The organism is Burkholderia sp. Bp9012 (assembly GCF_003853825.1).
Lineage (GTDB): Bacteria > Pseudomonadota > Gammaproteobacteria > Burkholderiales > Burkholderiaceae > Burkholderia > Burkholderia diffusa.
Genome location: NZ_QTQA01000003.1, coordinates 347358 through 367399, shown reverse-complemented (window position 1 = coordinate 367399; position 20042 = coordinate 347358). Strand labels below are relative to the sequence as shown.

Genomic DNA, 20042 nt, shown 5'->3' with positions numbered 1-20042 from the left:
AATCGGGCGAACAATGCGCGCGGTTTTCGGGCAACGGGATGGCGAGCGCGCTTGCGCGCGGCAGCGGGGCGGGCACCAGGCCGACTGTGCCGCTCGAACGCCGTCGGGCCGTACCGGGACGGTATGCGGCGCGCTCGCGATAATGCATTCCTCTCACGTCCCGGAGCGAAGCACATGTCCTTGATCGATTTCAAGTCCGTCGCGGCCGCGCAGGCCGTTGCATGGAAATCCACGATCGTCGGCGAAGTCGGGCCGGCACGGATCAAGGTGCTGCGCATGGACGCACAGCCGTACGAAGCGGAAGTGCACGACTACGACGAAGGGCTGCTGGTGCTCGACGGCAGGCTGATGCTCGAGGTCGACGCGGAGACGGTCGTCGTCGAAGCCGGGCAGATGTACCTTGCTGCCGCCGGCTTGCGCCACGCGGTGCTGCCGGGCAGTCACGGCACGCTCGCGATCATCGACGTGTGAGGTTGCGCCGCGGCATGCGCGCGGGCCGCCGGAGGTCCGCACGCCGGGCCTTGCGCGAGGTCGACCACCGACATTCAAACGCGCGTTATACAGCCCGGGTATTTGTCTGAGCAAATAAATTGAAGGCTGTTTGAAAAACTGTCAAACACCCTGCTCGCACCGAGGATCGCGCGGTTCGGCACGTTTGGAACTCTGCATCCATTTACTTGTGCGGATCGTCCGATCATAGTCTCGACAAACGACGCATCACGATAACGAATCAAGCGTACGTACGGAGACCAATACATGACATGCCTATCCGAGGGCCTTGCCGCACTGCCGTTTCCCTGCTTTTCGCCGGATGCGGGCGCGCCGCGCATTGCGCGCTGCCCGCGTCATCGCATCGCGTTGCCGCGGTAGCGACGCACCCCATTCCATTTCGATTTCCCCGATGGCGCCTTGCCGCATGACGGCGGCGCCGGATAGCGCTTGCCAGCCACGTCGATCCTGATCGCATTTGCGTGACCGGCAACGCGGCGCACATCGTGCGCATCGTCATGTGCCGCGCATCGTCGCGTCGGCGCGATACCAACCGGTGGGCCACGCAGCTCATCCGGGCGAGACCTGTCGTACCTCAAAAGGAGGGGTTGATGATTTGCATTCCTGATTGGCGGAAGGCGATCCTGTCGTGCGCCGTGCTGGCGCTGCCGTTCGTTGCCGGTTGCGGCGGCGGCGACGATCCGGGCCCGATCAACGTGCCGCAGTGCTCAGGCAGCGCATGCGGGCCGAGCGGCGCGGAAACGACGCCGCCCGTCGTGACGAAGCTGTGTCCGGATTCGCTCGACTACACGACGACCTACACGGGCGGCGCCGGCAGCGGCGAATACGTGAAGGTGAAGTTCGACACGACGAAGCTCACCTACCAGATGCAGTTCATCGAATCGTCGGTGCCGACCTCGGCGGGGCAGGTCAACAACACGCGCGCGGGCCTGACGATCAGCGGTGCATTCCATCATCCGACCAATCTGCCGACCGCCGAGCAGAACCGCTGTGCGTTCGTGCTCGACAGCGGCGCGACGAGCGACGGCGCGTATGCGGTGACGATCAATCGCGCGGATCCGCCGATGCTGTTCGTCGGCAACGGGGTGGTTGGCGGCGGGATTCCGGGCGCAACGATCGCGTTCGCCGGTCTCGAGCCGTTCCCGGGCATCGTGCTTGGCACCGTGCCGTCGCGCACCTTCGATTTCTATCCGTTCATCGGCTTCACCGATACCGAAACCGACTTCTCGAAGGTCGCGGGCAACTACAACGAACTCGGCATCCACCTGTCGCCGGTCGGCGGCAGCGCGCAGAGCAGCACGGGGGCGGTCGGCTGGCAACCCGACGTCGTCAACTGGAACCAGACGTTCAATGCCGACGGCTCGTGCACCATCACGGCAGGCAGCGATTACTCGTGCCAGACCACCGGAACGCCGTGGGCGCTGCGCAAGAACGCGGACGGCTCGTCCGACAACGTGTTCGTGAGCCACGCGGTGGCGAACGCGGGCGGCACCCTCATCTATCCGTTCGCGGGGCAGGGCTCGGCAATCGTCATCGTCGCGCCGAGTCAGGCGAAGGGCATCATGATCGTCGGCAAGCTGAACGGCGTTCTGGTGCCGGTCGTGATTCGCGTGGGCTACACGCATATCGACGCGAGCAACCTGCTGGCGTCGGTCGCCGATGCCGAGGTGGGGATTTCGATGCTGTCGCGGACGACGGCCGTCTCCGCCAATTCGTTGAAGGGCGGTTTCATCGGCGCAACGAGCGCATCCGCGTGCGGTGTCGTGGCACCCAGCACCGCGACGTTCGCGATCGCGACCGCGGGGCCGAGCTTCAACAACAACGTCCCGCATCCGGATCTGCCCGGCACCTTCGACGGCACCTTCTTCCTGGCGCAGGCCGGCAGTTGCAACGACGGTACCGCCGTATCGACAATGGCCGCGAACTACACGTCGACGCTGTTCCAGGGCGCCACCGCGGCGTTCATCGACCCGCAGACGTCGTCGGTCACGTCGCAGTTCGCGCTCGACTACACGCAGGCCACGCCCGGCAAGATCAAGGTCACGGCGTCGCAGGACTTCAACGCGAAGGGGGCGAACGGCAACGTGGCGATCTTCAGCAAGGGCGACACCGGCTGGCTCGTGACGGCCGGGAACATCTACGCGATGGTCGTCAACAACAACAAGGTCAACCCGTTCTTCACGGTCGGCGCGTTCGTCCAGTAACGGCGGACTGAACACGGAACACCGGCGGCGCACGCGTCGCCGCCGGCGAATCGAAATTCTAGAGGATTCCTATGAATGTGAAGAATTGGATGGCCGCGGCGTCGCTCGCGCCCGTGCTGGTCGCCTGCGGTGGCGACGGCGACCCGCCGCCCGCGCCGGTGGTCAGGCTGTGTCCGCAGACGATCGACTACAACACTGTGTTCATCGGCGGCTCCGGCTCGGGCGAACTCGTGAAGGTGCAGCTCGACACGACGAAGATGACGTACCGGATGACCTACCTCGCATCGCCGGTGCCGACGGCCACCGGCACGGTGCAGCCGACGCGCGACACGGCGCCGGCCAACGTTGTCGACGGCACGCTGGCCGACGAAACGGGCCTGCCGACCGTGAAGCTGAACCAGTGCACGTTCCGGATGCAGAACGCGAGCCTCGACCCGAGCCGGCCGGCGCGCCTGTTCCTCGGTGAAGGCGTGCTGGGCGGTGCGATTCCGGGCGCGACGATCCAGTTCGACGGTGTGATCGGCGTGGGCAAGATTCCGAAGACGACGTTCCCGTACTACCCGTTCATCAGCTTCTCGTCGCTCGAAACCGACCTGACGAAGATCGCGGGCACGTATAACCAGCTCGGCTACCACCAGGTGCCGTCGCAGAACTTCCGGCCGGTGGCGCTCGACCAGCAGGTGACGATCAACGCGGACGGCAGCTACGTCGAGACTGACAACTTCGGCAAGAAGAACGGCGGGCAGCCGCTCGCATCGAGCGCGACCGTGAACCAGCCGTTCACGCTGCGCCCGGACGCACCGGCGCTCCAGTCGTTGAACTACCAGCCGCAGATTCCGCCGACGCTCGCCGCACTCGATCCGGCGAAGGGCGGCAAGGGAATCCTGATCGTCGGCAAGCTGCGCAATCAGCTCGTGCCGGTCTTCATCCGCACGGGTGCCGCGAACGCGGACCTCACGCAGGGCCCGCCGAGCGCGGACGACGAATCGGGCATCTCGTTCCTGAGCCCGCAGACGGCCATCACCCAAGGCTCGGAGAACGGCGAGTACACGGGCGTCGACAGCGCGTTCAACTACCGCGCGACCGCGCTCGTCGGTGCGCAGGCGACGCTGCTCGATCCGTTCAACGCGTCCCAGGCCGCGCTCACGCGTGCGCTGAACCTCGACTACACGCAGAAGGTGCCGGGTGTCGTGACGACCGTGCACGCGGACGCGGCGTCCGGGCCGGCGACCGGCAAGTTCGTGTTCACGGGCGGCGTGTTCGGGTTCCTCGACATGGCCGATACGAGCAATCCGTACTTCACGGTCGGCGCGTTCGTGCAGTGATCACACGCGGATGGAGACACGGCGGCGTCGCGCATGGCTGCGCGGCGCCCGGATGGAATGAGGGGGAGACTTCATGAAGAAGCTGATTGTCGCGAGTGTCGTCGCAGGCGTGTCGACGCTCGCATCGGCCCAACAGGCGGGCGACAATGTCGCGACGCTGGGGTGGCTGCACATCATGCCGCAGGATTCGACCAACGGGCTGACGACGAATCTCGCGAGCATGCCGATCAACGGGCCGCTGCGGCTGCCCGGGTCGTTCACGTCGCCGGGCACCAGCCTGACGGTCAACAACGCCGACACGGTCGGCCTCACGCTCACGCACTTCTTCACCGACCATATCGCGGTGACGTCGGTGCTCGGCGTGCCACCCGAGTTCACGCTGACCGGGCACGGCGTGATCCGGCCGCCGGGCCCGGCCGGGTCGCTCGGCAGCGTCAACATGGACAATCCGTCGAACCAGCCGGCCGTGAAGAATGCGCGGCAATGGAGCCCGACGATCATTCTGCAGTACTACTTCAATGCACCGACGGCGAAGTTCCGTCCGTTCGTCGGGATCGGCGTGGCCTACAGCTGGTTCAGCAACATCGAACTGAACGGCAACTTCGCGAAGGACATCAACGAGAACCTCGGCAGCGTGCTCGCGGCCGGCGCCGGCAAGCCGGGGCCGACGTCGGTGGAGGGCAAGGCGTCGTCGTCGTTCACGCCGGTCTACAACGTCGGCGCGAGCTATGCGATCGACAAGCACTGGGGGCTGACGGCGACGCTGACCTACATGCCGCTGAAGACCTACTCGTCGCTTGTGATCAAGGCCGCCGACGGTTCGACGCTCGCGACCACGCGCACGCGGCTGAAGGCCGATCCGCTGATCACCTTCGTCGGGATTTCCTACAAGTTCTGAGCCGTCCGGCGTGCATTGCGTACGCCGGCGGTTTCCTGCGACCGAGCGGCCGGGCCGATCCGGCCGGGGCGTCGCGTTCCTGGCGGCATGCCGCCATTTGTGAAGAGAGAGGGGGCAGTTCAAATGAGCATTCGCAAAATCGTATCGCTTGTTGCTGCAGTGGCATTCACCGCGGTTTCGGCCGCGCCTGCTTTCGCCGTGACCGTCTCGCGCGCCGACGGGCAGGCCATGAACCCGAACGGGGAGCCGTTCTCCGCGACGGGCCTCACTGTCCTGGCCAAGGGGTCGATCAACGCAACCTGCAACGCGACGTTCAACGGCACGATCTCCTCGACGGGCATCGTCAACATCACGTCGACGACGTTTACGGGCGCCGCGACGTGCGGCCTGATCAGCGGCAGCGCGACCAGCGCATCGCCGTGGACGGGCCAGGCCGACAGTACGACGCAGCTGTCGATCAACAACGCGAAGGTGACCGTTTCGCTGCTCGGCGCCTGCGGGCCGAGCAAGGTCGTGACGACGTGGAGCGATCCGAACTCGTCATTGACGTTCAACAACGCGGTGTTGACACCGGACTGCACGGTTAGCGGCACGGTCGCCACGTCGCCGAAGTTCCACGTGCAGTAAGCGTCGCGCGATCGGAACCGGGCGCCCGCCAGGGACGAGGGCCGTGCAACGATGCGCGGCGGGCGTGCCGGTTTCGCGATGCATTCGCGTCGTCGCGTGGTTCCGCGTGACGACCGGCTGGCCGCCTGCTTCGCGATCCGATGCGGGCGGCCACGCGGGGGGCCGGTGCGACGCACCGTGCCGCCTGCGTCGACGGACATAGAACAATCATTTCGATTTGCCAGAACCATTCCGGACCACCCATGCTCACCGACCCAGCGAAGTATGGCGATGCCCGCGCTGCGACGCCCGACCGGCTGCGCACGGCCGCGTGGCTGCAGTACCTGATCGAATACCTGAACGCAGCGGCTTGCGTGGCGATGGACGACGCTGGCGCAACGACCGCGCGGTCGTCGCGTACGGCCAGCGTGCGCACGAGCGTGACGCTGCCGCACGAAGCGCTTGCCGTCCTCCACGAACTCGCACCGTGGACGGCAACGGACGGCGGCGGTTGCGCGTGCGACGCGACCGAGCCGCTCGGCGCGTGCATCCACGTGCCGAATGCGCGGCAACTTGCGCACGCGGAACGATGCTGCCCGGGATCGCGTGCAGTATTCGAAGCAGCGCACGGTGTCGTCGATGCGTGGGCCTTCGACGATCCCGCCGACGGCTGGGCTGCGCTGGAGCGCATTGCCGGCGGCATCGAACCTGGCGGTGTCGACGGCGCCGACGGGCACGACGGCCGAAAACAACCCGCGAGCGGCGAAGCACAGCCCGCGAAGAACCTGAGAGAACGACGGGCGGCAGTCGTGGCTGCGTGCGTGGACCCGTCCGCGCGGCCCGGCGCGATCATCGACGCGATCGTGCTGCGCATCTGCGGGCCGCGCGACGATGCCGCCCGCATCGACGAGATGGCCGCGCTCGCGATGTTCTGCGCGGAGCTGGCTGCCGGAAAAGGGGCTTCCTTTGCCGCGTACGGTGGTCGGCACAATCTCGTCGCGCGCGCGATTCGCGAACGACGTGCCGATCTCGCGTCGGTCGACGGCCTGCTTGCGGCGGTGTTCGTGTGCCGGCTCGACCGGCTCGTCGGCGCGGGCAGTTTCTGGGCGTATTACCTGCTGGCGGGCATCGTGATCGCGGCGCCGGGCATGGTGCGCGAGTTCGCGCGGCGCTTTCATGGCGACGCGTGGCAGGCGTGGCTCGATGAAGTGCTCGCGTGGCCGGCGGTCGGTCGCTTCGGGATGAAGGAGGATGTCGCGTTCGAGCGTCTGAGCGGCGCGATGAGCCTGACGTCGCGATCGAATCCGATCGTGCGCGCGAAACGCGTGCGGCCGAGGGTGGCTGCGATCAAGCGCTTCAGTACGGGCGGCGAGCGCGCCCGATGAAATGAAAAACGGCTCGCGGCGAGACCGCCGCGAGCCGTGCATGTTGCTGCTGCGCCCCGGGGAAGGGCGCTTGCGCGGTTACGCCGTTTCCGGCTGCCGCACCGCCTTCGCGATATTGCGCGCCGCCGCGCCGTTCGCGACGAAGTAAGGCACGTCCACGCGCGCCAGCGGCGTGCGGCCGCGGATCTTGTCGGCGATCTTCTCCGCGATCATGATCGTCGGCGCGTTCAGGTTGCCGGTCGTGATGATCGGCATGATCGACGCATCGACCACACGCAGCCCTTCGAGCCCGTGCACGCGGCCTTCCTCGTCGACCACGGCCATGTCGTCGTAACCCATCTTGCACGAGCACGACGGATGGAACGCGGTTTCCGCGCGGGCCCGCACGAACGCGTCGAGTTCCTTGTCGCTCTTGCAGTCGGCACCCGGGTTCAGCTCGCGGCCGCGATAGCGGTCGAGCGCGGGCTGCCGCATGATCTCGCGTGTCGCGCGGATCGCATCGCGGAACTCGCGCCAGTCGAGCGATTCGGCCATGTAGTTGAACAGGATGCTCGGGTGATCGTTCGGATCGCGCGAGCGCAGTTTCACGCGGCCGCGGCTCGGCGAACGCATCGAGCCGACGTGCGCCTGGAAGCCGTGCATCTCGATCGCGTTCGAGCCGTTGTAGTTGATCGCGACGGGCAGGAAGTGATACTGGATGTTCGGCCACGGATCGTCGTCGCGCGTGCGGATGAAGCCGCCCGCCTCGAAGTGGTTGGTCGCGCCGAGGCCGGTGCCGTTCAGCATCCACTCGAGGCCGATCTTCGGCTGGTTCCACCACTTGAGTGCCGGATACAGCGACACCGGCTCCTTGCACTCGTACTGGATGTACATCTCCAGGTGATCCTGCAGGTTCTGGCCGACGCCGGGCAGATCGAGGACGACGGGGATGTCGAGTTCCTTCAGCCACGCGCCGGGGCCGACGCCCGAGCGCTGCAGCAGTTGCGGCGACGCGATCGCGCCGCTGCACACGAGCACTTCGCGGCGCGCATGCGCGGTCGCGCGCTCGCTGCCGCGCAGGTACGTGACGCCCGATGCGCGCTTGCCGTCGAACAGGATGCGGTCGGCGAGCGCGTGCGTGACGATCTCGAGGTTCGGCCGCACCTTCGCCTGGTCGAGATAGCCGCGCGCGGTGCTCGCGCGGCGGCCCTTCGGCGTGACGGTGCGGTCCATCGGGCCGAAGCCTTCCTGCTGATAGCCGTTCAGGTCGTCGGTGCGCGGATAGCCGGCCTGCACGCCCGCATCGACCATCGCCTCGAACAGCGGGTTCACGCCCGGCTTGCTGGTCGTGACCGACACGGGGCCGTCGCCGCCGTGATAGTCGTTCGGGCCGACGTCGCGCGTCTCGGCCTTCTTGAAGTACGGCAGGCAGTCGAGATACGTCCAGTTCTCGAGCCCCTTGTGCGTCGACCAGTTGTCGTAGTCGAGCGCATTGCCGCGGATGTAGCACATCCCGTTGATCAGCGACGAGCCGCCGAGCCCCTTGCCGCGGCCGCATTCCATCCGGCGGTTGTCCATGTGCGGCTCGGGGTCGGTCTCATAGGCCCAGTTGTAGCGACGGCCCTGCAGCGGATAGGCGAGTGCCGCCGGCATCTGCGTACGGAAGTCGAAGCGGTAGTCGGGGCCGCCCGCTTCGAGCAGCAGCACCGTGACGTTCGGATCTTCCGTCAGGCGCGTCGCGAGCACGTTGCCCGCGGAACCGGCGCCGCAGATGATGTAGTCGTATTCGCGTGTCGTCATGACGGTCAATCTCCTTTCGTGATCCTTAAAACACCGGGTTGTAGCGGCCGAGCTCGACCTGCACCGACTTGATTCGAGTGTAGTGCTCGAGCGTCGTGATGCCGTTCTCGCGTCCGACACCGGATTGCTTGTATCCGCCAACCGGCATCTCGGCCGGCGATTCGCCCCACGTGTTGATCCAGCAGATGCCGGCTTCGAGGCGGTGGATCGTGCGATGCGCGCGCGACAGGTTCTCGGTCACGACACCGGCCGCGAGGCCGTAGTGCGTGTCGTTCGCGCGGGCAATCACTTCGTCTTCCGATGCGAAATCGAGGATGCTCATCACCGGCCCGAAGATTTCCTCGCGGACGATCTTCATGTCGTCGCGGCAGTCGCCGAACACGGTCGGCGCGACGTACTGGCCGCTGCCGAAGTGGCCGTCGGTCAGGCGCGTGCCGCCCGCGAGCAGCTTCGCGCCTTCGGCCTTGCCGCTCTCGATGAAGCCGAGCACCTTGTCGAGCTGCGCGGCCGACACGAGCGGGCCGAAGTTGGTGTCGGCATCGGTCGGCTTGCCGACGCGAATGCGCTTCACGCGTTCAAGCACCTTCTGCGTGAACGTGTCCTTCACCGAGCCGTGCACGAACACGCGCGTGCCGTTGGTGCAGACCTGGCCCGAGCTGAAGAAGTTGGCGGTGACCGCGATGTCGGCGGCGCGGTCGAGGTCGGCATCCTCGAACACGATCAGCGGCGACTTGCCGCCGAGCTCCATCGTCACTTCCTTCAGCGACGATGCGCCGGCGAGCGACATCACTTTCTTGCCGGTCTCGACGCCGCCGGTGAACGACACCTTCGCGATGTCCGGATGGCCCGTCAGCAGTGCGCCGACCGAACCGTCACCCTGCACGACGTTGAACACGCCGGCCGGCACGCCGGCTTCCGTATAGATTTCCGCGAGCTTCAGCGCGGTGAGCGGCGTGACTTCGCTCGGCTTGAACACCATCGCGTTGCCGGCCGCGAGCGCGGGCGCCGTCTTCCAGCACGCGATCTGGATCGGGTAGTTCCATGCACCGATGCCCGCGCACACGCCGAGCGGCTCGCGGCGCGTATACACGAACGACTCGGCGCGCAGCGGCACCTGCAGCCCCTCGATCGCGGTCGCGAGGCCCGCGTAGTATTCGATCACGTCCGCGCCCGTGACGATGTCGACCGCGAGCGTCTCGCCGATCGGCTTGCCGGTGTCGCGCGTCTCGATCGCCGCGAGTTCGTCGTTGCGTTCGCGCAGCAGGTCGACGGCGCGGCGCAGAATGCGCGAGCGCTGCATCGCGGTCATCGCGGCCCACTCGCGCTGGCCTTCCTGTGCCGATGCGACCGCGCGGTCGACGTCGGCCGCGCTTGCCTGCTGCACCTGTGCGAGCAGTTCGCCGGTGGCGGGGTCGAAGGTGTCGAAAGTCTTGCCGCTGGTGGCGTCGACGTAACCGCCGCCGATGTAGAGGCGCTGCAAACCGTATACGGACATGAGGATCTCCTTGAGGGCGACTGCGTGACGCGTCAGTCTGACGCGAGGAGCAGGTCGATGTAATTGTGGGCGAGCTTCAGTGCAGCCCGTGTGTCGATCGGGCCGCCGGCGAGCGCACCGCGCAGCCACAGGCCGTCGATCAGCGCGGCGAGGCCGCTGGCGGCTTCCCGTGCCTTCGCGCGCGGCAACGCCTTGGCGAATTCCGCGCACAGGTTCGAATGGAGGCGCCGCGTGTTGACGTGCTGCAGGCGCTTGAGCATCGCGTCGTGCATGCTCTGCGACCAGAACGCGAGCCAGGTCTTCATCACGGGTGCGCTGACCTGCGTGTCGTCGAAGTTCGCGGCGACGATCGCGCGCAGCCGGGACCGCGGGTCCTTGCGTGCCGCAACGCGGCGGCGCGTGGTGGCCGCCCACAGATCGCGCAGCACGTGCCGCATCGTGGCTTCGAGCAGGCCGTCCTTGTCGCCGAAGTAATGGCTGACGATACCCGTCGAGATGTTCGCGCGCTGCGCGACCGATGCGAGCGTCGTGCCGGGGAGGCCGGCCTCGTCGATCGAGCGCAGCGTCGCGTCGATCAACTGCGCGCGACGAATCTCCCGCATTCCGACCTTCGGCATTGCGATCCCCTTCGCCCGAACGGGCCGTTCCTGGAAGTCGACAGCTTATCGGTTTTTTATTGACCGTTCAATCAACAAAAAAACAGGGTCCGACGGTGAATCGAGCGATCGGTTGGGCGAGCAGACGCTGCCGCCGCGATTGTGCAGGTGCGGAAAAACGCGTTGAAAGAAGGTTAAATAACTTGAAGTTTGTTTAAAACGATTTCCGAAAAGACGGCGCAATGGTTGCGAAAGTTAATTGAATCGATTTATTACACGTCGAAAGAATGTCGAGCTATGTGAGATTTTCGGAAAGCCGAAAATTCGAGTCTCAGATTCCGTCGTTGGTAGTTTCCTGGAATTCGTTTCAATCAATCGATTGAAACTTCATATGGCATTGAAATTAAAGGAAATAGTTTGGATTGTCGATTGCTTGTCGGCTCGATGGCAAACGATTGCGGTCAACTCGGGACCGTGTCCGTCTACCATAAAAAATGCAAAATATAATTGAATCCGGCGTATTTCCGGGCGGAGTAGAGGGGATCGTTGGAATGACTTGAGTAAGTAATATTGCCCGTATTAGTATGGCGCCGAACCAAAAGGAATGAATCGGCGCCGCGGGTTTTTCCCGCGGTGCGTCGGCAATGGGCGCGGCCAACGACCGCGACAGGGCCGGCGCCCGCCATTGCGCACCTGCAGCATGCCGCGACGCCGAGACGCCGCATCCACCGGAGAACGACGATGCCGACCGAAAAACACGTGGTCCCGCTACCGAATGGTCTGAAGGTCTACGTCGAACGGAACGTGTTCGATCCGTCGTTCGACACGGCGATGCTCGTCAACGGCGCGCTCGCGACGACCGCATCGTTCGGGCAGACCGTCCAGTATCTCGGCGAGCGGATGAACACGATCTGCTTCGACCTGCCGTATGCGGGGCAGTCGCGCCAGCACAACCCCGGCTGCTTCATTCTGACCAAGGACGACGAGGCCGCGATTCTCCAGCATCTGGTCGAACGCTTCGCGCCGGCGTTCCTCGTATCGGTGTCGTGGGGCGGTGTCGCGTCGCTGTTCGCGCTCGCGCGCGGCTGCCCGAGCGTGCGGCGCGCCGCGATCTGTTCGTTCTCGCCGTTCCTGAACGACGCGATGGTCGACTACGTGACGCGCGCCCGCGACCACATCGCGGCAGGCGAGAACCTGAAGGCCGCGCAGCTGCTGAACGATACGGTCGGCCGCTACCTGCCGCGCATCATGAAGCTCTACAACTACCGCTATCTGACGCGCTTGCCGCGCGACGAGCAGGACCAGGTCGCGTTCCACGTCGACCAGATCCTGTCGCTGCAGCCGGAGCGCTACCTGAGCGAGTTTTCCAACATCGGCTGCGAGTTGCTGTTCCTGAACGGCGAGCGCGACGAATACACGACGCCGGCCGATGTCCGCCAGCTCGCCACGCACGTGCCGCGCGCGCGCTTCGCGACGATTCCCGACGCCGGCCATTTCCTCGACATCGAAGGCCGCGCGCAGCGCGAAACCACGCGCGCGGCGCTGCTCGACTTCTTCTGCGACTCGCCGCCCGTCGCCGCGGGCATCGCGCTCGGCGCCGCACACGCATGCGTGTCCGCGCCGATGCCGGCGCTGTCGTCATGACGCAGCACGTCGCGCACCGGGCACACCGGGCGCATCCGAATTTTCTTTCACACGAGGCAGGCCAGCCGTGAATATCGTTCAGACCATCGCCATCGTCGTTCCCTGGGCCGCGTGGCTCGCCTACTGGATCGCGACGTCGCAGGCCGTGAAGACGACCGTGCGGAAGGAGGCGTCGCGCTCGCGCACGCTGCAGTCGATTCCGCTGATCGTCGGCGGCGCGCTGATCATCCTGCCCGATCCGTCGTGGCAGGCACTCGTGCCCGACTGGCAGCGCTTCGGCCTGCAGGCGCAATGCGGGCTCGCGGTGCTCGTCGCGGGGCTGCTGTTCTCCGTGTGGGCGCGGCTGCATCTCGGCACGAACTGGAGCGTGTCGGTCACGCTGAAGGAAGACCACGAACTCGTCCGCACCGGGCCGTATGCGCTCGTGCGTCACCCGATCTATACGGGCTGCCTGATCGCGCTTGTCGGCGCCGCGCTGATCGGCGGCGAGTGGCGCGGCGCGCTTGGCGTCGCGCTCGTGTTCGCGTCGCTCGCGTACAAGGTACGTGTCGAGGAAAGCTGGCTGACCGGGTATTTCGGGCCGGCGTACGCGCAATACCGCCGCGAGGTCGCGGCGCTGATCCCCGGCTTCTATTGACCCCGCGAGGCGCGCGATGGCGAAGGTGATCGTGACCGCGATCGGGTCGGCGGGCGACGTGCATCCGCTGCTCGGCGTCGCGCGTGCGCTCGCGCTGCGCGGCCACGACGTCGTGTTTTGCACGCACGCGCCATTCGAGGCGATCGTGCGCCGTTGCGGGTTCGCGTTCGTGCCGATCGGCACCGCGGCCGAATACGAGGCCGCGATGGCGAACCCCGCGCTGTGGGATTCACGCACGTCGTTTCGCACGCTGTGGCAGGTGATCGCGCCGACGCTGCGCCCGCACTACGACGCGCTGCGCGCACTGGCTGATGGCGATACGGTACTCGTCGGCACGCTGTGGGCATTTTCCGCGCGCTTCATGCAGGAACTGCACGGCACGCCGTACGTTTCGGTGCAGGTGTCGCCGTCGACGCTGCTGTCCGCCCATGCGCCGCCGACGCACCCGCGCCTGACGATTCCCGCACGCTGGCCGCTGCCGGTGAAGGCGGCGCTGATGACGCTGATCGAGCGCCAGGTGCTCGATCGCACCTGCGGCCCCGCGCTCAACGCGGTGCGCCGCGAGCTCGGGCTCGCGCCCGCGCGGCGCGTGCTGGGCCGCTGGCTGCATTCGACCGACGGCGTGCTGTGCCTGTTTCCCGGCTGGTTCGCGCCGCCGCAGCCAGACTGGCCGTCGAATCACCTGCAAAGCGGTTTCCCGTTGTTCAACGATATTGCGACACCCGACGAAGATGTGGCACTCGATGCGTATCTCGCGGCCGGTGAACCCCCGGTCGTGTTCACGGCCGGTTCGACACGCGTCGATCACGCGGCGTATGCGCGCGCGGTGGCGGATGCGCTGCGCGCGACCGGCGCGCGCGGGATCCTGCTGAGCCCGCACGATGCGGCGCCGGACGGCGATCGGCTGCTCGTGCGCCGCTTCGTGCCGATGCGCACGCTGCTGCCGCGTTGCCGCGCGCTCGTGCATCACGGCGGAATCGGCACGGCGGCGCTCGCGTTCGAAGCCGGAATTCCGCAGGTCGTGACACCGTTCGCGCACGACCAGTTCGACAACGCGCAGCGCGTCTCGGCAAGCGGCGCCGGTGTGCGCGTCGACGGTGCGGTCGACGGCGTGCGTCTCGGTGCGGCGCTCGCGCGCGTGCTGGATGAACCCGAATTGTCCTTGCATGCGGAACGCACGCGTGCGCTGATCAACGCGGCGCCGGACGGCTGCGAAACGGCTGCCGATTACATCGAGCGCTTCGTGCCGAGCCGCGGACGCGCGATCTTGCCGCCCGTTGTCGCGTTGGCGGGCGCATGAGCACGGCACCGCCGCTTCAGGACACGCCCGCCGCCTTCGACGCGAGCGAACCCGTACCCGTTGCGCCGCCGGTGCGCGGCGCCCGGCTCGCGCTGCTGACGTTCGCGCTGTCGCTCGCGACCTTCATCGAAGTGCTCGACTCGACCGTCACCAACGTCGCGGTGCCCGCGATCTCGGGCAGTCTCGGCGTCTCGAACAGCCAGGGTACGTGGGTGATCAGCTCGTATTCGGTCGCGGCCGCGATCGCGGTGCCGCTGACCGGCTGGCTCGCGCGGCGCGTCGGCGAGCTGCGGCTGTTCGTCGGCGCGGTGCTGCTGTTCACGCTGACGTCGCTGCTGTGCGGCCTCGCGCGCGACCTGCACGTGCTGGTGGTCTGCCGCGCGCTGCAGGGGCTGTGCTCGGGGCCGATGGTGCCGCTGTCGCAGACGATCCTGCTGCGCACGTTCCCGCCGGACAGGCGCACCGTCGCGCTCGCGCTATGGGCGATGACGGTGCTGCTCGCGCCGATCTTCGGGCCGGTGGTCGGCGGCTGGATCGTCGACAGCTTCTCGTGGCCGTGGATTTTCCTGATCAATTTGCCGATCGGGCTGTTCTCGTTCGCGGTCTGCACCGCGATGCTGCGCCCCGACGCGCAGCGTGGTGAGGCCGGCCCGATCGACGTGCCGGGCATCGTGCTGCTCGTGATCGGCGTCGGTTCGCTGCAGGCGATGCTCGATCTCGGCCACGACAAGGGCTGGTTCGATTCGCCGCTGATCGTCACGCTCGCGGTGGTCGCGGGGCTCGCGATCGTGTCGCTGCTGATCTGGGAGGCGGGCGAGGCCCATCCGGTCGTCGACCTGAGCCTGTTTCGCGATCGCACGTTCTCGTTCTGCGTGCTGATCATCTCGCTCGGGATGATGAGCTTCTCGGTGGTGGGTGTCGTGTTCCCGCTGTGGATGCAGGCGGTGATGGGCTACAACGCATTCCACGCGGGGCTCGCCACCGCGTCGCTCGGCGTGCTCGCGCTCGTGTTCTCGATTCTCGTCGGCCTGCACGCGCACCGTTTCGACGCGCGCGTGCTCGCGACCTTCGGCTTCCTCGTGTTCGCGGCCGTGCTCGCATGGGATGCGCATTTCACGCTGAAGATGACGTTCGCGCAGATCGCCGCGCCCGGGCTGATCCAGGGCATCGGGCTGCCGTGTTTCTTCATTCCGCTGACCGCCGCGACGCTGTCGCGCATTCCGGACGACCGGCTCGCGGCGGCGTCGAGCCTGTCGAACTTCCTGCGCACGCTGTCCGCCGCGTTCGGCACCGCAATGAGCGTGACGCTGTGGGACAACCGTGCGACCTATCACTACGACGTCGTGTCGCAATCGGTCACGCACGCGTCGGCGAACACGCAGCGCTTCGTGCACACGCTGAACGCGATGGGTGTGGACGGCGTACGCGAGCTATCCACGCTGCACCAGGTCGTGATGCAGCAGGCGTACATGATGGCGACGGGCGATATGTTCTGGATGGCGAGCATGACCTGCCTCGTGCTCGCCGCGATGATGTGGCTCACGCGGCCGAAGCGCGGCGCGGCAGCTTCGTTCGGACATTGAGGAGAGCGGCATGACGACACTCGGCGCACTCGTGATCCTGTATCACCCGACCGACGCGCAGCTCGCGGCGCTCGGCACGTGGCGGCACGCGTGCGACGCGCTGCTCGTCGTCGACAACACGCCGCAGCCCGATCCGCGCGCAAGCGAACTGTGCGCGCGCGACGGCATCGCGCTGCTGCATCACGGCAATCGCGGCGGAATCGCGGGCGCGTACAACGCGGGGCTCGCGGCGCTGTTTCGCGACAACGTCGATGCGGTCGCGCTGTTCGACCAGGATTCGTCCGTGCCGGCCGGTTACTTTGCGACGATGCGCGACGCCTGCGCGGGGCTCGCGGGGCGCGCATTCCTTGCCGGCCCGCGCATCTTTGACGAGAACGCGCGCAGCTTCCTGCCCGAGCTCGCGACCAACGGGATCGCGTTACGCCGGCTGCGCGTCGATCCCGATGCGCAATTGCAGCGCTGTGCGTTCCTGATCTCGTCGGGCTGCGTCGTGTCGCGCGCCGCGTTCGACGTGCTCGGCCGCTTCGACGAGACGCTGTTCATCGATCACGTCGATACCGAATACAGCTTCCGCGCGCTCGCGCGCAACGTGCCGCTCTACGTCGTGCCGTCGCTGGTGCTGCCGCACCGGATCGGCGCGAAGCAGCGTCACGCGTTCGGCCCTTTCGAAATGACGTCGATGAATCACTCGTGGCAACGGCGCTACTACAGCGCACGCAATGCGGTGCAGCTCGGGATGCAGTACGGGCTGCGCTTTCCGGTGGCGATCGTGCCGAACCTGCTGACCGTGTGGCAGGTCGTGCAGATCGCGCTCGTCGAGCGCGACAAGCGCGACAAGCTCGCCGGCATCCTGTTCGGTATCGCGGACGGCCTGTTCGGCCGGCTCGGTCCGCTCGAGCGCACGCGGCCGCGTCTGGCCGCGCGTGCGCAGCGCGTCCAGCAGGGATGAGGGAAACGATGCGGCGTGTGAAAGAAAATACGGCAGCGCTGGCGCGTGGCGTGAAGGGCGGTGCGTTGATCGGCGCCGCGGCGGCGGCGATGGCATTGGGCGGATGTGTGCCGACGGGCTTCCTGCCGTCGCTGTCGTTGCGCGCGCCGGCCGACGATGCGCTCGCGCACACGGCCGGCCCCGGCGTGAACGGTGCGTGGCCCGCACCCGACTGGGTGAAGCAACTGCAGGATCCGCAGCTCGACGCGCTGGTCGCCGAGGCATCGCAAAACAATCCCGACCTGCAGGTCGCTCAGGCGCGCTTGCGGATCGCGCAGGCGCAGCTTCAGCAGTTCGATTCGTTGACGGGGCTGACGGGCACGGCCGGCGCAACGGTCAGCCGCGCGCGGATGCCGAAACCGGGCGACGACGTCGCCAACGTGTCGGTCGGCGGCTATCGCGTGCCGGTCGAGATATTTGGCGATCCGAACGTATCGCCGTCGTCGGTGTTCGTCGGGCTCAACTACCAGCTCGACCTGTGGGGCAAGAACCGCGCGGCGACGAAGAGCCTGATGTCGCTGCGTGAAGCGGCGCGGGTCGAGGCCGAGCAGGTGCGGCTCACGCTGGCGGTCGCGATCGTCACCGTGTACTGCCAGCTCGACCAGGCGTACGCGACGCAGGATCTGCTGCAGCAGAAGCTGAAGGTCAGTCAGCGCGTGACGGCCGTGCTGCGCGAGCGTACCGCGCGCGGGCTCGACAACGCGTACGACGCGAGCGACGCATCGATCAAGCGCAGCAAGCTGCTCGCGCAGATCGCGCTGAACGACGAGCAGATCAAGCTCGCGCAACTGCAGCTCGGTGTGCTGTCGGGCCGCGGCCCGGAGCGCGGGCTCGCGCTGCAGCGGCCGCGCGTCGGCGCATTGGCCGGCGGCGCGCTGCCCGCGCGGCTGCCGGCCGATCTGCTGGGCCGGCGGCCCGACATCGTCGCCGCGCGGCTGCGTGTCGAAGCCGCGTTCGCGAATGCCGATTCGACACGCGCGCAGTTCTATCCGGACGTGAATCTCGTCGCGCTCGGCGGCGTGTTCGCGCTGACGCCCGCGTCGCTGTTCTCGCGCGACGCGCTTGGCGGCTCCGTCGGCCCGGCGATCTCGCTGCCGGTGTTCGATCGCGGCCGGCTGAAGGCGAAGCTCGGCGCGGACGTCGCGCAGGCCGACGTCGCGATCGGCCTGTACAACAAGACCGTCGACGACGCGCTCGGTCAGGTCGCGCAGATCGTCACGTCTCTGCGTACGTCGCAGACGCTCGTCGCGCAGCAGCAGGACGCGGTCGCGGCCGCGCAAAAGATCGTGGAGATTGCGACTGACCGTCATCGGCGCGGCGTGCTGATGCAGAAGGACGTCGATGTCGCGGATCTCACGTTGATCGACGAGCGCGCACAGATGATCGCGTTGCTCGGCCGGCAGCGGACGCTGCGTGTCGGGTTGATCGGTGCGCTGGGCGGCGGGTTCGACGCGGGCGCGACGGTCGCGCAGGCGCCGCCCGTGCATCGGGCGCGCGGCGGGGCGGCGAAGCGCGGTGCTTCGATCGCCACATCCGCAGCGCCCGCCGCGGCCGCTGCGACCGCCACCGCGACCACCAGCCAGTCGGTGGCGGGGCCGTCGGCCGATGCGCGTGCGCGGAGCGTGGCCGTCCCGCAGGTCGTCGCAGCATCGAATGCGGCGGCCGCACGACGCGACGACGCGGCCCGCACGCCGGCCGTCGGCGCGACGCCTCGCGGCGCCCCCGTTTCCGCGCGCACGGCGGCAGTGAATCCAGCGCCGGGCCCGTCGGCCATGCCGCCGATCCCCTTGTTCCAGCATGACCGCCTGATCGTTACGCAAAGCGACTGATGCACCACGACAACCTTCATACCGCCGCGCAGCCGGCTGCCCTGAACGATCCCGCACTCGACGCGCGCCGGGCGACGCGCCGCAAGCGCTTCACGCTGTTCTTCGCGGTCGTGCTGCTGGCCGCGCTCGTCTGGATCGCGTTCTGGCTGTTGCGTGACCGCTATTACGAAGACACCGACGACGCGTACGTCGCGGGCAGCATCGTGCAGGTCGCGGCGCAGATTCCGGGCACCGTGACCGACGTGCTGGTCGCCGATACGCAGGCCGTGCGTGCCGGGCAGACGCTGGTGCGGCTCGACGACACCGAGGCGTCCGTCGCGTTCGCACAGGCGAAGGCGCAGCTCGTGCAGGCCGTGCGGCAGGTCGCGAACGCGAAGATCTCGAACACGATGTACGTCGAAGCCGTGACCGCGCGTCAGGCCGACCTGTCGCTCGCGCAGCGCGCGCTCGCCGCGCGCTCGGGCGCGTCGGTCGAGATCGTCGCGCCGGAGGAACTGGCGCGCGCGCGCGCGGCGGTCGCCGGTGCGCAGGCCAATCTCGCGGCCGCACAGGCGCAGCTCGATGCGGCGCGCGCGCTCGGCACCCGGTTGCCCGTCGACGAAAGCCCGGCCGTCGTGCAGGCGGCCGCGCAGTTCAAGCTCGCGTACCGGAACCTGAAGCGCACGACGATCGTCGCGCCGGTCGACGGCACGATCGGTCAACGTTCGGTGCAGGTCGGCCAGCAGGTCGGGCCCGGCGTGCCGCTGATGTCGATCGTGCAGCTCAGTCAGTTGTGGATCGAGGCAAATTTCAAGGAAGGGCAGATCCGCCACATGCGCATCGGGCAGCCGGTCGAGATCGTGTCGGATCTCTACGGCTCGCGCGTGACCTATCGCGGCCGCGTGCAGGGCTTCTCGGCCGGCACCGGCAGCGCGTTCTCGATGCTGCCCTCGCAGAACGCGGCCGGCAACTGGATCAAGGTCGTGCAGCGCGTGCCGGTCGTGATCGCGATCGATCCCCGCGATCTGGCCGCGCATCCGCTGCGGGTCGGGCTGTCGATGCGTGCGACGGTCGATACGCGCAACCGCGACGGCCATGCGCTCGACAGCGAGCCGCCGACGCCGGCCGTCAGTACGCGCGTGCACGACGGGGTGGCGAGCGACGCGGAAGCGGCGGCCGCCGCGATCGTTCGCGAGAATCAGGGCGGGTAACGCGCACCCGACCGACGGGGCGGCCTGCTCGCGCCGATCGGCCGGGTCGCGCGCTCACGCGTTCCGTGCCGTG

The 20042-nt window shown here is 67.5% G+C and carries 16 protein-coding genes; 13 read left to right on the top strand and 3 right to left on the bottom strand.

Annotation, left to right across the window (positions count from 1 at the left end):
- Window positions 1-174: 174 nt before the first annotated feature.
- From DIE11_RS05860 to DIE11_RS05835, 6 genes are all read left to right on the top strand, one after another.
- Window positions 175-471 carry a cupin domain-containing protein gene (locus DIE11_RS05860; protein WP_059600270.1) on the top strand — a complete coding sequence of 99 codons (297 nt, stop codon included), beginning with the start codon at window positions 175-177 and terminating at the stop codon, window positions 469-471.
- A gap of 629 nt (window positions 472-1100) precedes the next feature.
- Entirely contained in the window at window positions 1101-2714 is a 1614-nt protein-coding gene (locus tag DIE11_RS05855; RefSeq protein WP_124622168.1) for a DUF2957 domain-containing protein, read from the top strand.
- Window positions 2715-2785: 71 nt separating this feature from the next.
- Complete coding sequence (locus DIE11_RS05850) at window positions 2786-4039, top strand: DUF2957 domain-containing protein (protein ID WP_124622166.1); 1254 nt, start codon at window positions 2786-2788, stop codon at window positions 4037-4039.
- A gap of 73 nt (window positions 4040-4112) precedes the next feature.
- Entirely contained in the window at window positions 4113-4937 is an 825-nt protein-coding gene (locus tag DIE11_RS05845; RefSeq protein ID WP_059600267.1) for an OmpW family protein, read from the top strand.
- A gap of 123 nt (window positions 4938-5060) precedes the next feature.
- Window positions 5061-5564: a hypothetical protein gene (locus DIE11_RS05840; protein ID WP_059534146.1), complete on the top strand. Its 504-nt coding sequence runs from the start codon at window positions 5061-5063 to the stop codon at window positions 5562-5564.
- A 242-nt stretch (window positions 5565-5806) separates the two neighbouring features.
- Complete coding sequence (locus DIE11_RS05835) at window positions 5807-6928, top strand: hypothetical protein (RefSeq protein WP_124622164.1); 1122 nt, start codon at window positions 5807-5809, stop codon at window positions 6926-6928.
- 78 nt (window positions 6929-7006) lie between these two features.
- Here DIE11_RS05835 and betA read toward each other — a convergent pair whose 3' ends face one another.
- From betA to betI, 3 genes are read right to left on the bottom strand one after another with little or no spacing between them, the layout of a single operon-like run.
- Window positions 7007-8707: a choline dehydrogenase gene (gene betA, locus DIE11_RS05830; protein WP_124622162.1), complete on the bottom strand. Its 1701-nt coding sequence runs from the start codon at window positions 8705-8707 to the stop codon at window positions 7007-7009.
- A gap of 25 nt (window positions 8708-8732) precedes the next feature.
- Window positions 8733-10202, bottom strand: a complete 1470-nt coding sequence (betB, locus tag DIE11_RS05825; protein WP_124622160.1) for a betaine-aldehyde dehydrogenase — start codon at window positions 10200-10202, stop codon at window positions 8733-8735.
- Between the two features lie 32 nt (window positions 10203-10234).
- Window positions 10235-10819, bottom strand: coding sequence for a transcriptional regulator BetI (gene betI, locus DIE11_RS05820; protein ID WP_059534154.1), 585 nt, complete (start codon window positions 10817-10819; stop codon window positions 10235-10237).
- A 720-nt stretch (window positions 10820-11539) separates the two neighbouring features.
- On the opposite strand from betI, the gene DIE11_RS05815 reads away from it, so the two are divergent.
- From DIE11_RS05815 to DIE11_RS05780, 7 genes are all read left to right on the top strand, one after another.
- Complete coding sequence (locus DIE11_RS05815) at window positions 11540-12442, top strand: alpha/beta fold hydrolase (RefSeq protein ID WP_124622158.1); 903 nt, start codon at window positions 11540-11542, stop codon at window positions 12440-12442.
- Window positions 12443-12509: 67 nt separating this feature from the next.
- On the top strand, window positions 12510-13079 hold the full coding sequence (locus tag DIE11_RS05810) for an isoprenylcysteine carboxylmethyltransferase family protein (RefSeq protein WP_059685557.1): 570 nt from the start codon (window positions 12510-12512) through the stop codon (window positions 13077-13079).
- 16 nt (window positions 13080-13095) lie between these two features.
- Window positions 13096-14379, top strand: coding sequence for a glycosyltransferase (locus tag DIE11_RS05800; RefSeq protein ID WP_124622156.1), 1284 nt, complete (start codon window positions 13096-13098; stop codon window positions 14377-14379).
- Window positions 14376-15962: a DHA2 family efflux MFS transporter permease subunit gene (locus tag DIE11_RS05795; RefSeq protein ID WP_124622154.1), complete on the top strand. Its 1587-nt coding sequence runs from the start codon at window positions 14376-14378 to the stop codon at window positions 15960-15962. Before DIE11_RS05800 ends, DIE11_RS05795 begins: the two co-directional genes overlap by 4 nt.
- A gap of 10 nt (window positions 15963-15972) precedes the next feature.
- Entirely contained in the window at window positions 15973-16911 is a 939-nt protein-coding gene (locus DIE11_RS05790) for a glycosyltransferase family 2 protein (protein ID WP_124622152.1), read from the top strand.
- An 89-nt stretch (window positions 16912-17000) separates the two neighbouring features.
- The gene (locus tag DIE11_RS05785; RefSeq protein WP_409364562.1) at window positions 17001-18779 is read left to right on the top strand and encodes an efflux transporter outer membrane subunit; all 1779 of its coding nucleotides are present in this window, start codon (window positions 17001-17003) and stop codon (window positions 18777-18779) included.
- Window positions 18779-19969, top strand: coding sequence for an efflux RND transporter periplasmic adaptor subunit (locus DIE11_RS05780; protein WP_124622148.1), 1191 nt, complete (start codon window positions 18779-18781; stop codon window positions 19967-19969). Before DIE11_RS05785 ends, DIE11_RS05780 begins: the two co-directional genes overlap by 1 nt.
- Window positions 19970-20042: the final 73 nt, after the last annotated feature.

Coding starts and splice junctions, on each gene's coding strand:
- betB (WP_124622160.1), bottom strand. CDS start 10,202: ATGTCCGTATACGGTTTGCAGCGCCTCTACATCGGCGGCGGTTACGTC.
- DIE11_RS05785 (WP_409364562.1), top strand. CDS start 17,001: ATGGCATTGGGCGGATGTGTGCCGACGGGCTTCCTGCCGTCGCTGTCG.
- DIE11_RS05860 (WP_059600270.1), top strand. CDS start 175: ATGTCCTTGATCGATTTCAAGTCCGTCGCGGCCGCGCAGGCCGTTGCA.
- DIE11_RS05845 (WP_059600267.1), top strand. CDS start 4,113: ATGAAGAAGCTGATTGTCGCGAGTGTCGTCGCAGGCGTGTCGACGCTC.
- DIE11_RS05835 (WP_124622164.1), top strand. CDS start 5,807: ATGCTCACCGACCCAGCGAAGTATGGCGATGCCCGCGCTGCGACGCCC.
- DIE11_RS05855 (WP_124622168.1), top strand. CDS start 1,101: ATGATTTGCATTCCTGATTGGCGGAAGGCGATCCTGTCGTGCGCCGTG.
- DIE11_RS05790 (WP_124622152.1), top strand. CDS start 15,973: ATGACGACACTCGGCGCACTCGTGATCCTGTATCACCCGACCGACGCG.
- DIE11_RS05815 (WP_124622158.1), top strand. CDS start 11,540: ATGCCGACCGAAAAACACGTGGTCCCGCTACCGAATGGTCTGAAGGTC.
- DIE11_RS05780 (WP_124622148.1), top strand. CDS start 18,779: ATGCACCACGACAACCTTCATACCGCCGCGCAGCCGGCTGCCCTGAAC.
- DIE11_RS05795 (WP_124622154.1), top strand. CDS start 14,376: ATGAGCACGGCACCGCCGCTTCAGGACACGCCCGCCGCCTTCGACGCG.
- DIE11_RS05850 (WP_124622166.1), top strand. CDS start 2,786: ATGAATGTGAAGAATTGGATGGCCGCGGCGTCGCTCGCGCCCGTGCTG.
- betA (WP_124622162.1), bottom strand. CDS start 8,707: ATGACGACACGCGAATACGACTACATCATCTGCGGCGCCGGTTCCGCG.
- betI (WP_059534154.1), bottom strand. CDS start 10,819: ATGCCGAAGGTCGGAATGCGGGAGATTCGTCGCGCGCAGTTGATCGAC.
- DIE11_RS05800 (WP_124622156.1), top strand. CDS start 13,096: ATGGCGAAGGTGATCGTGACCGCGATCGGGTCGGCGGGCGACGTGCAT.
- DIE11_RS05840 (WP_059534146.1), top strand. CDS start 5,061: ATGAGCATTCGCAAAATCGTATCGCTTGTTGCTGCAGTGGCATTCACC.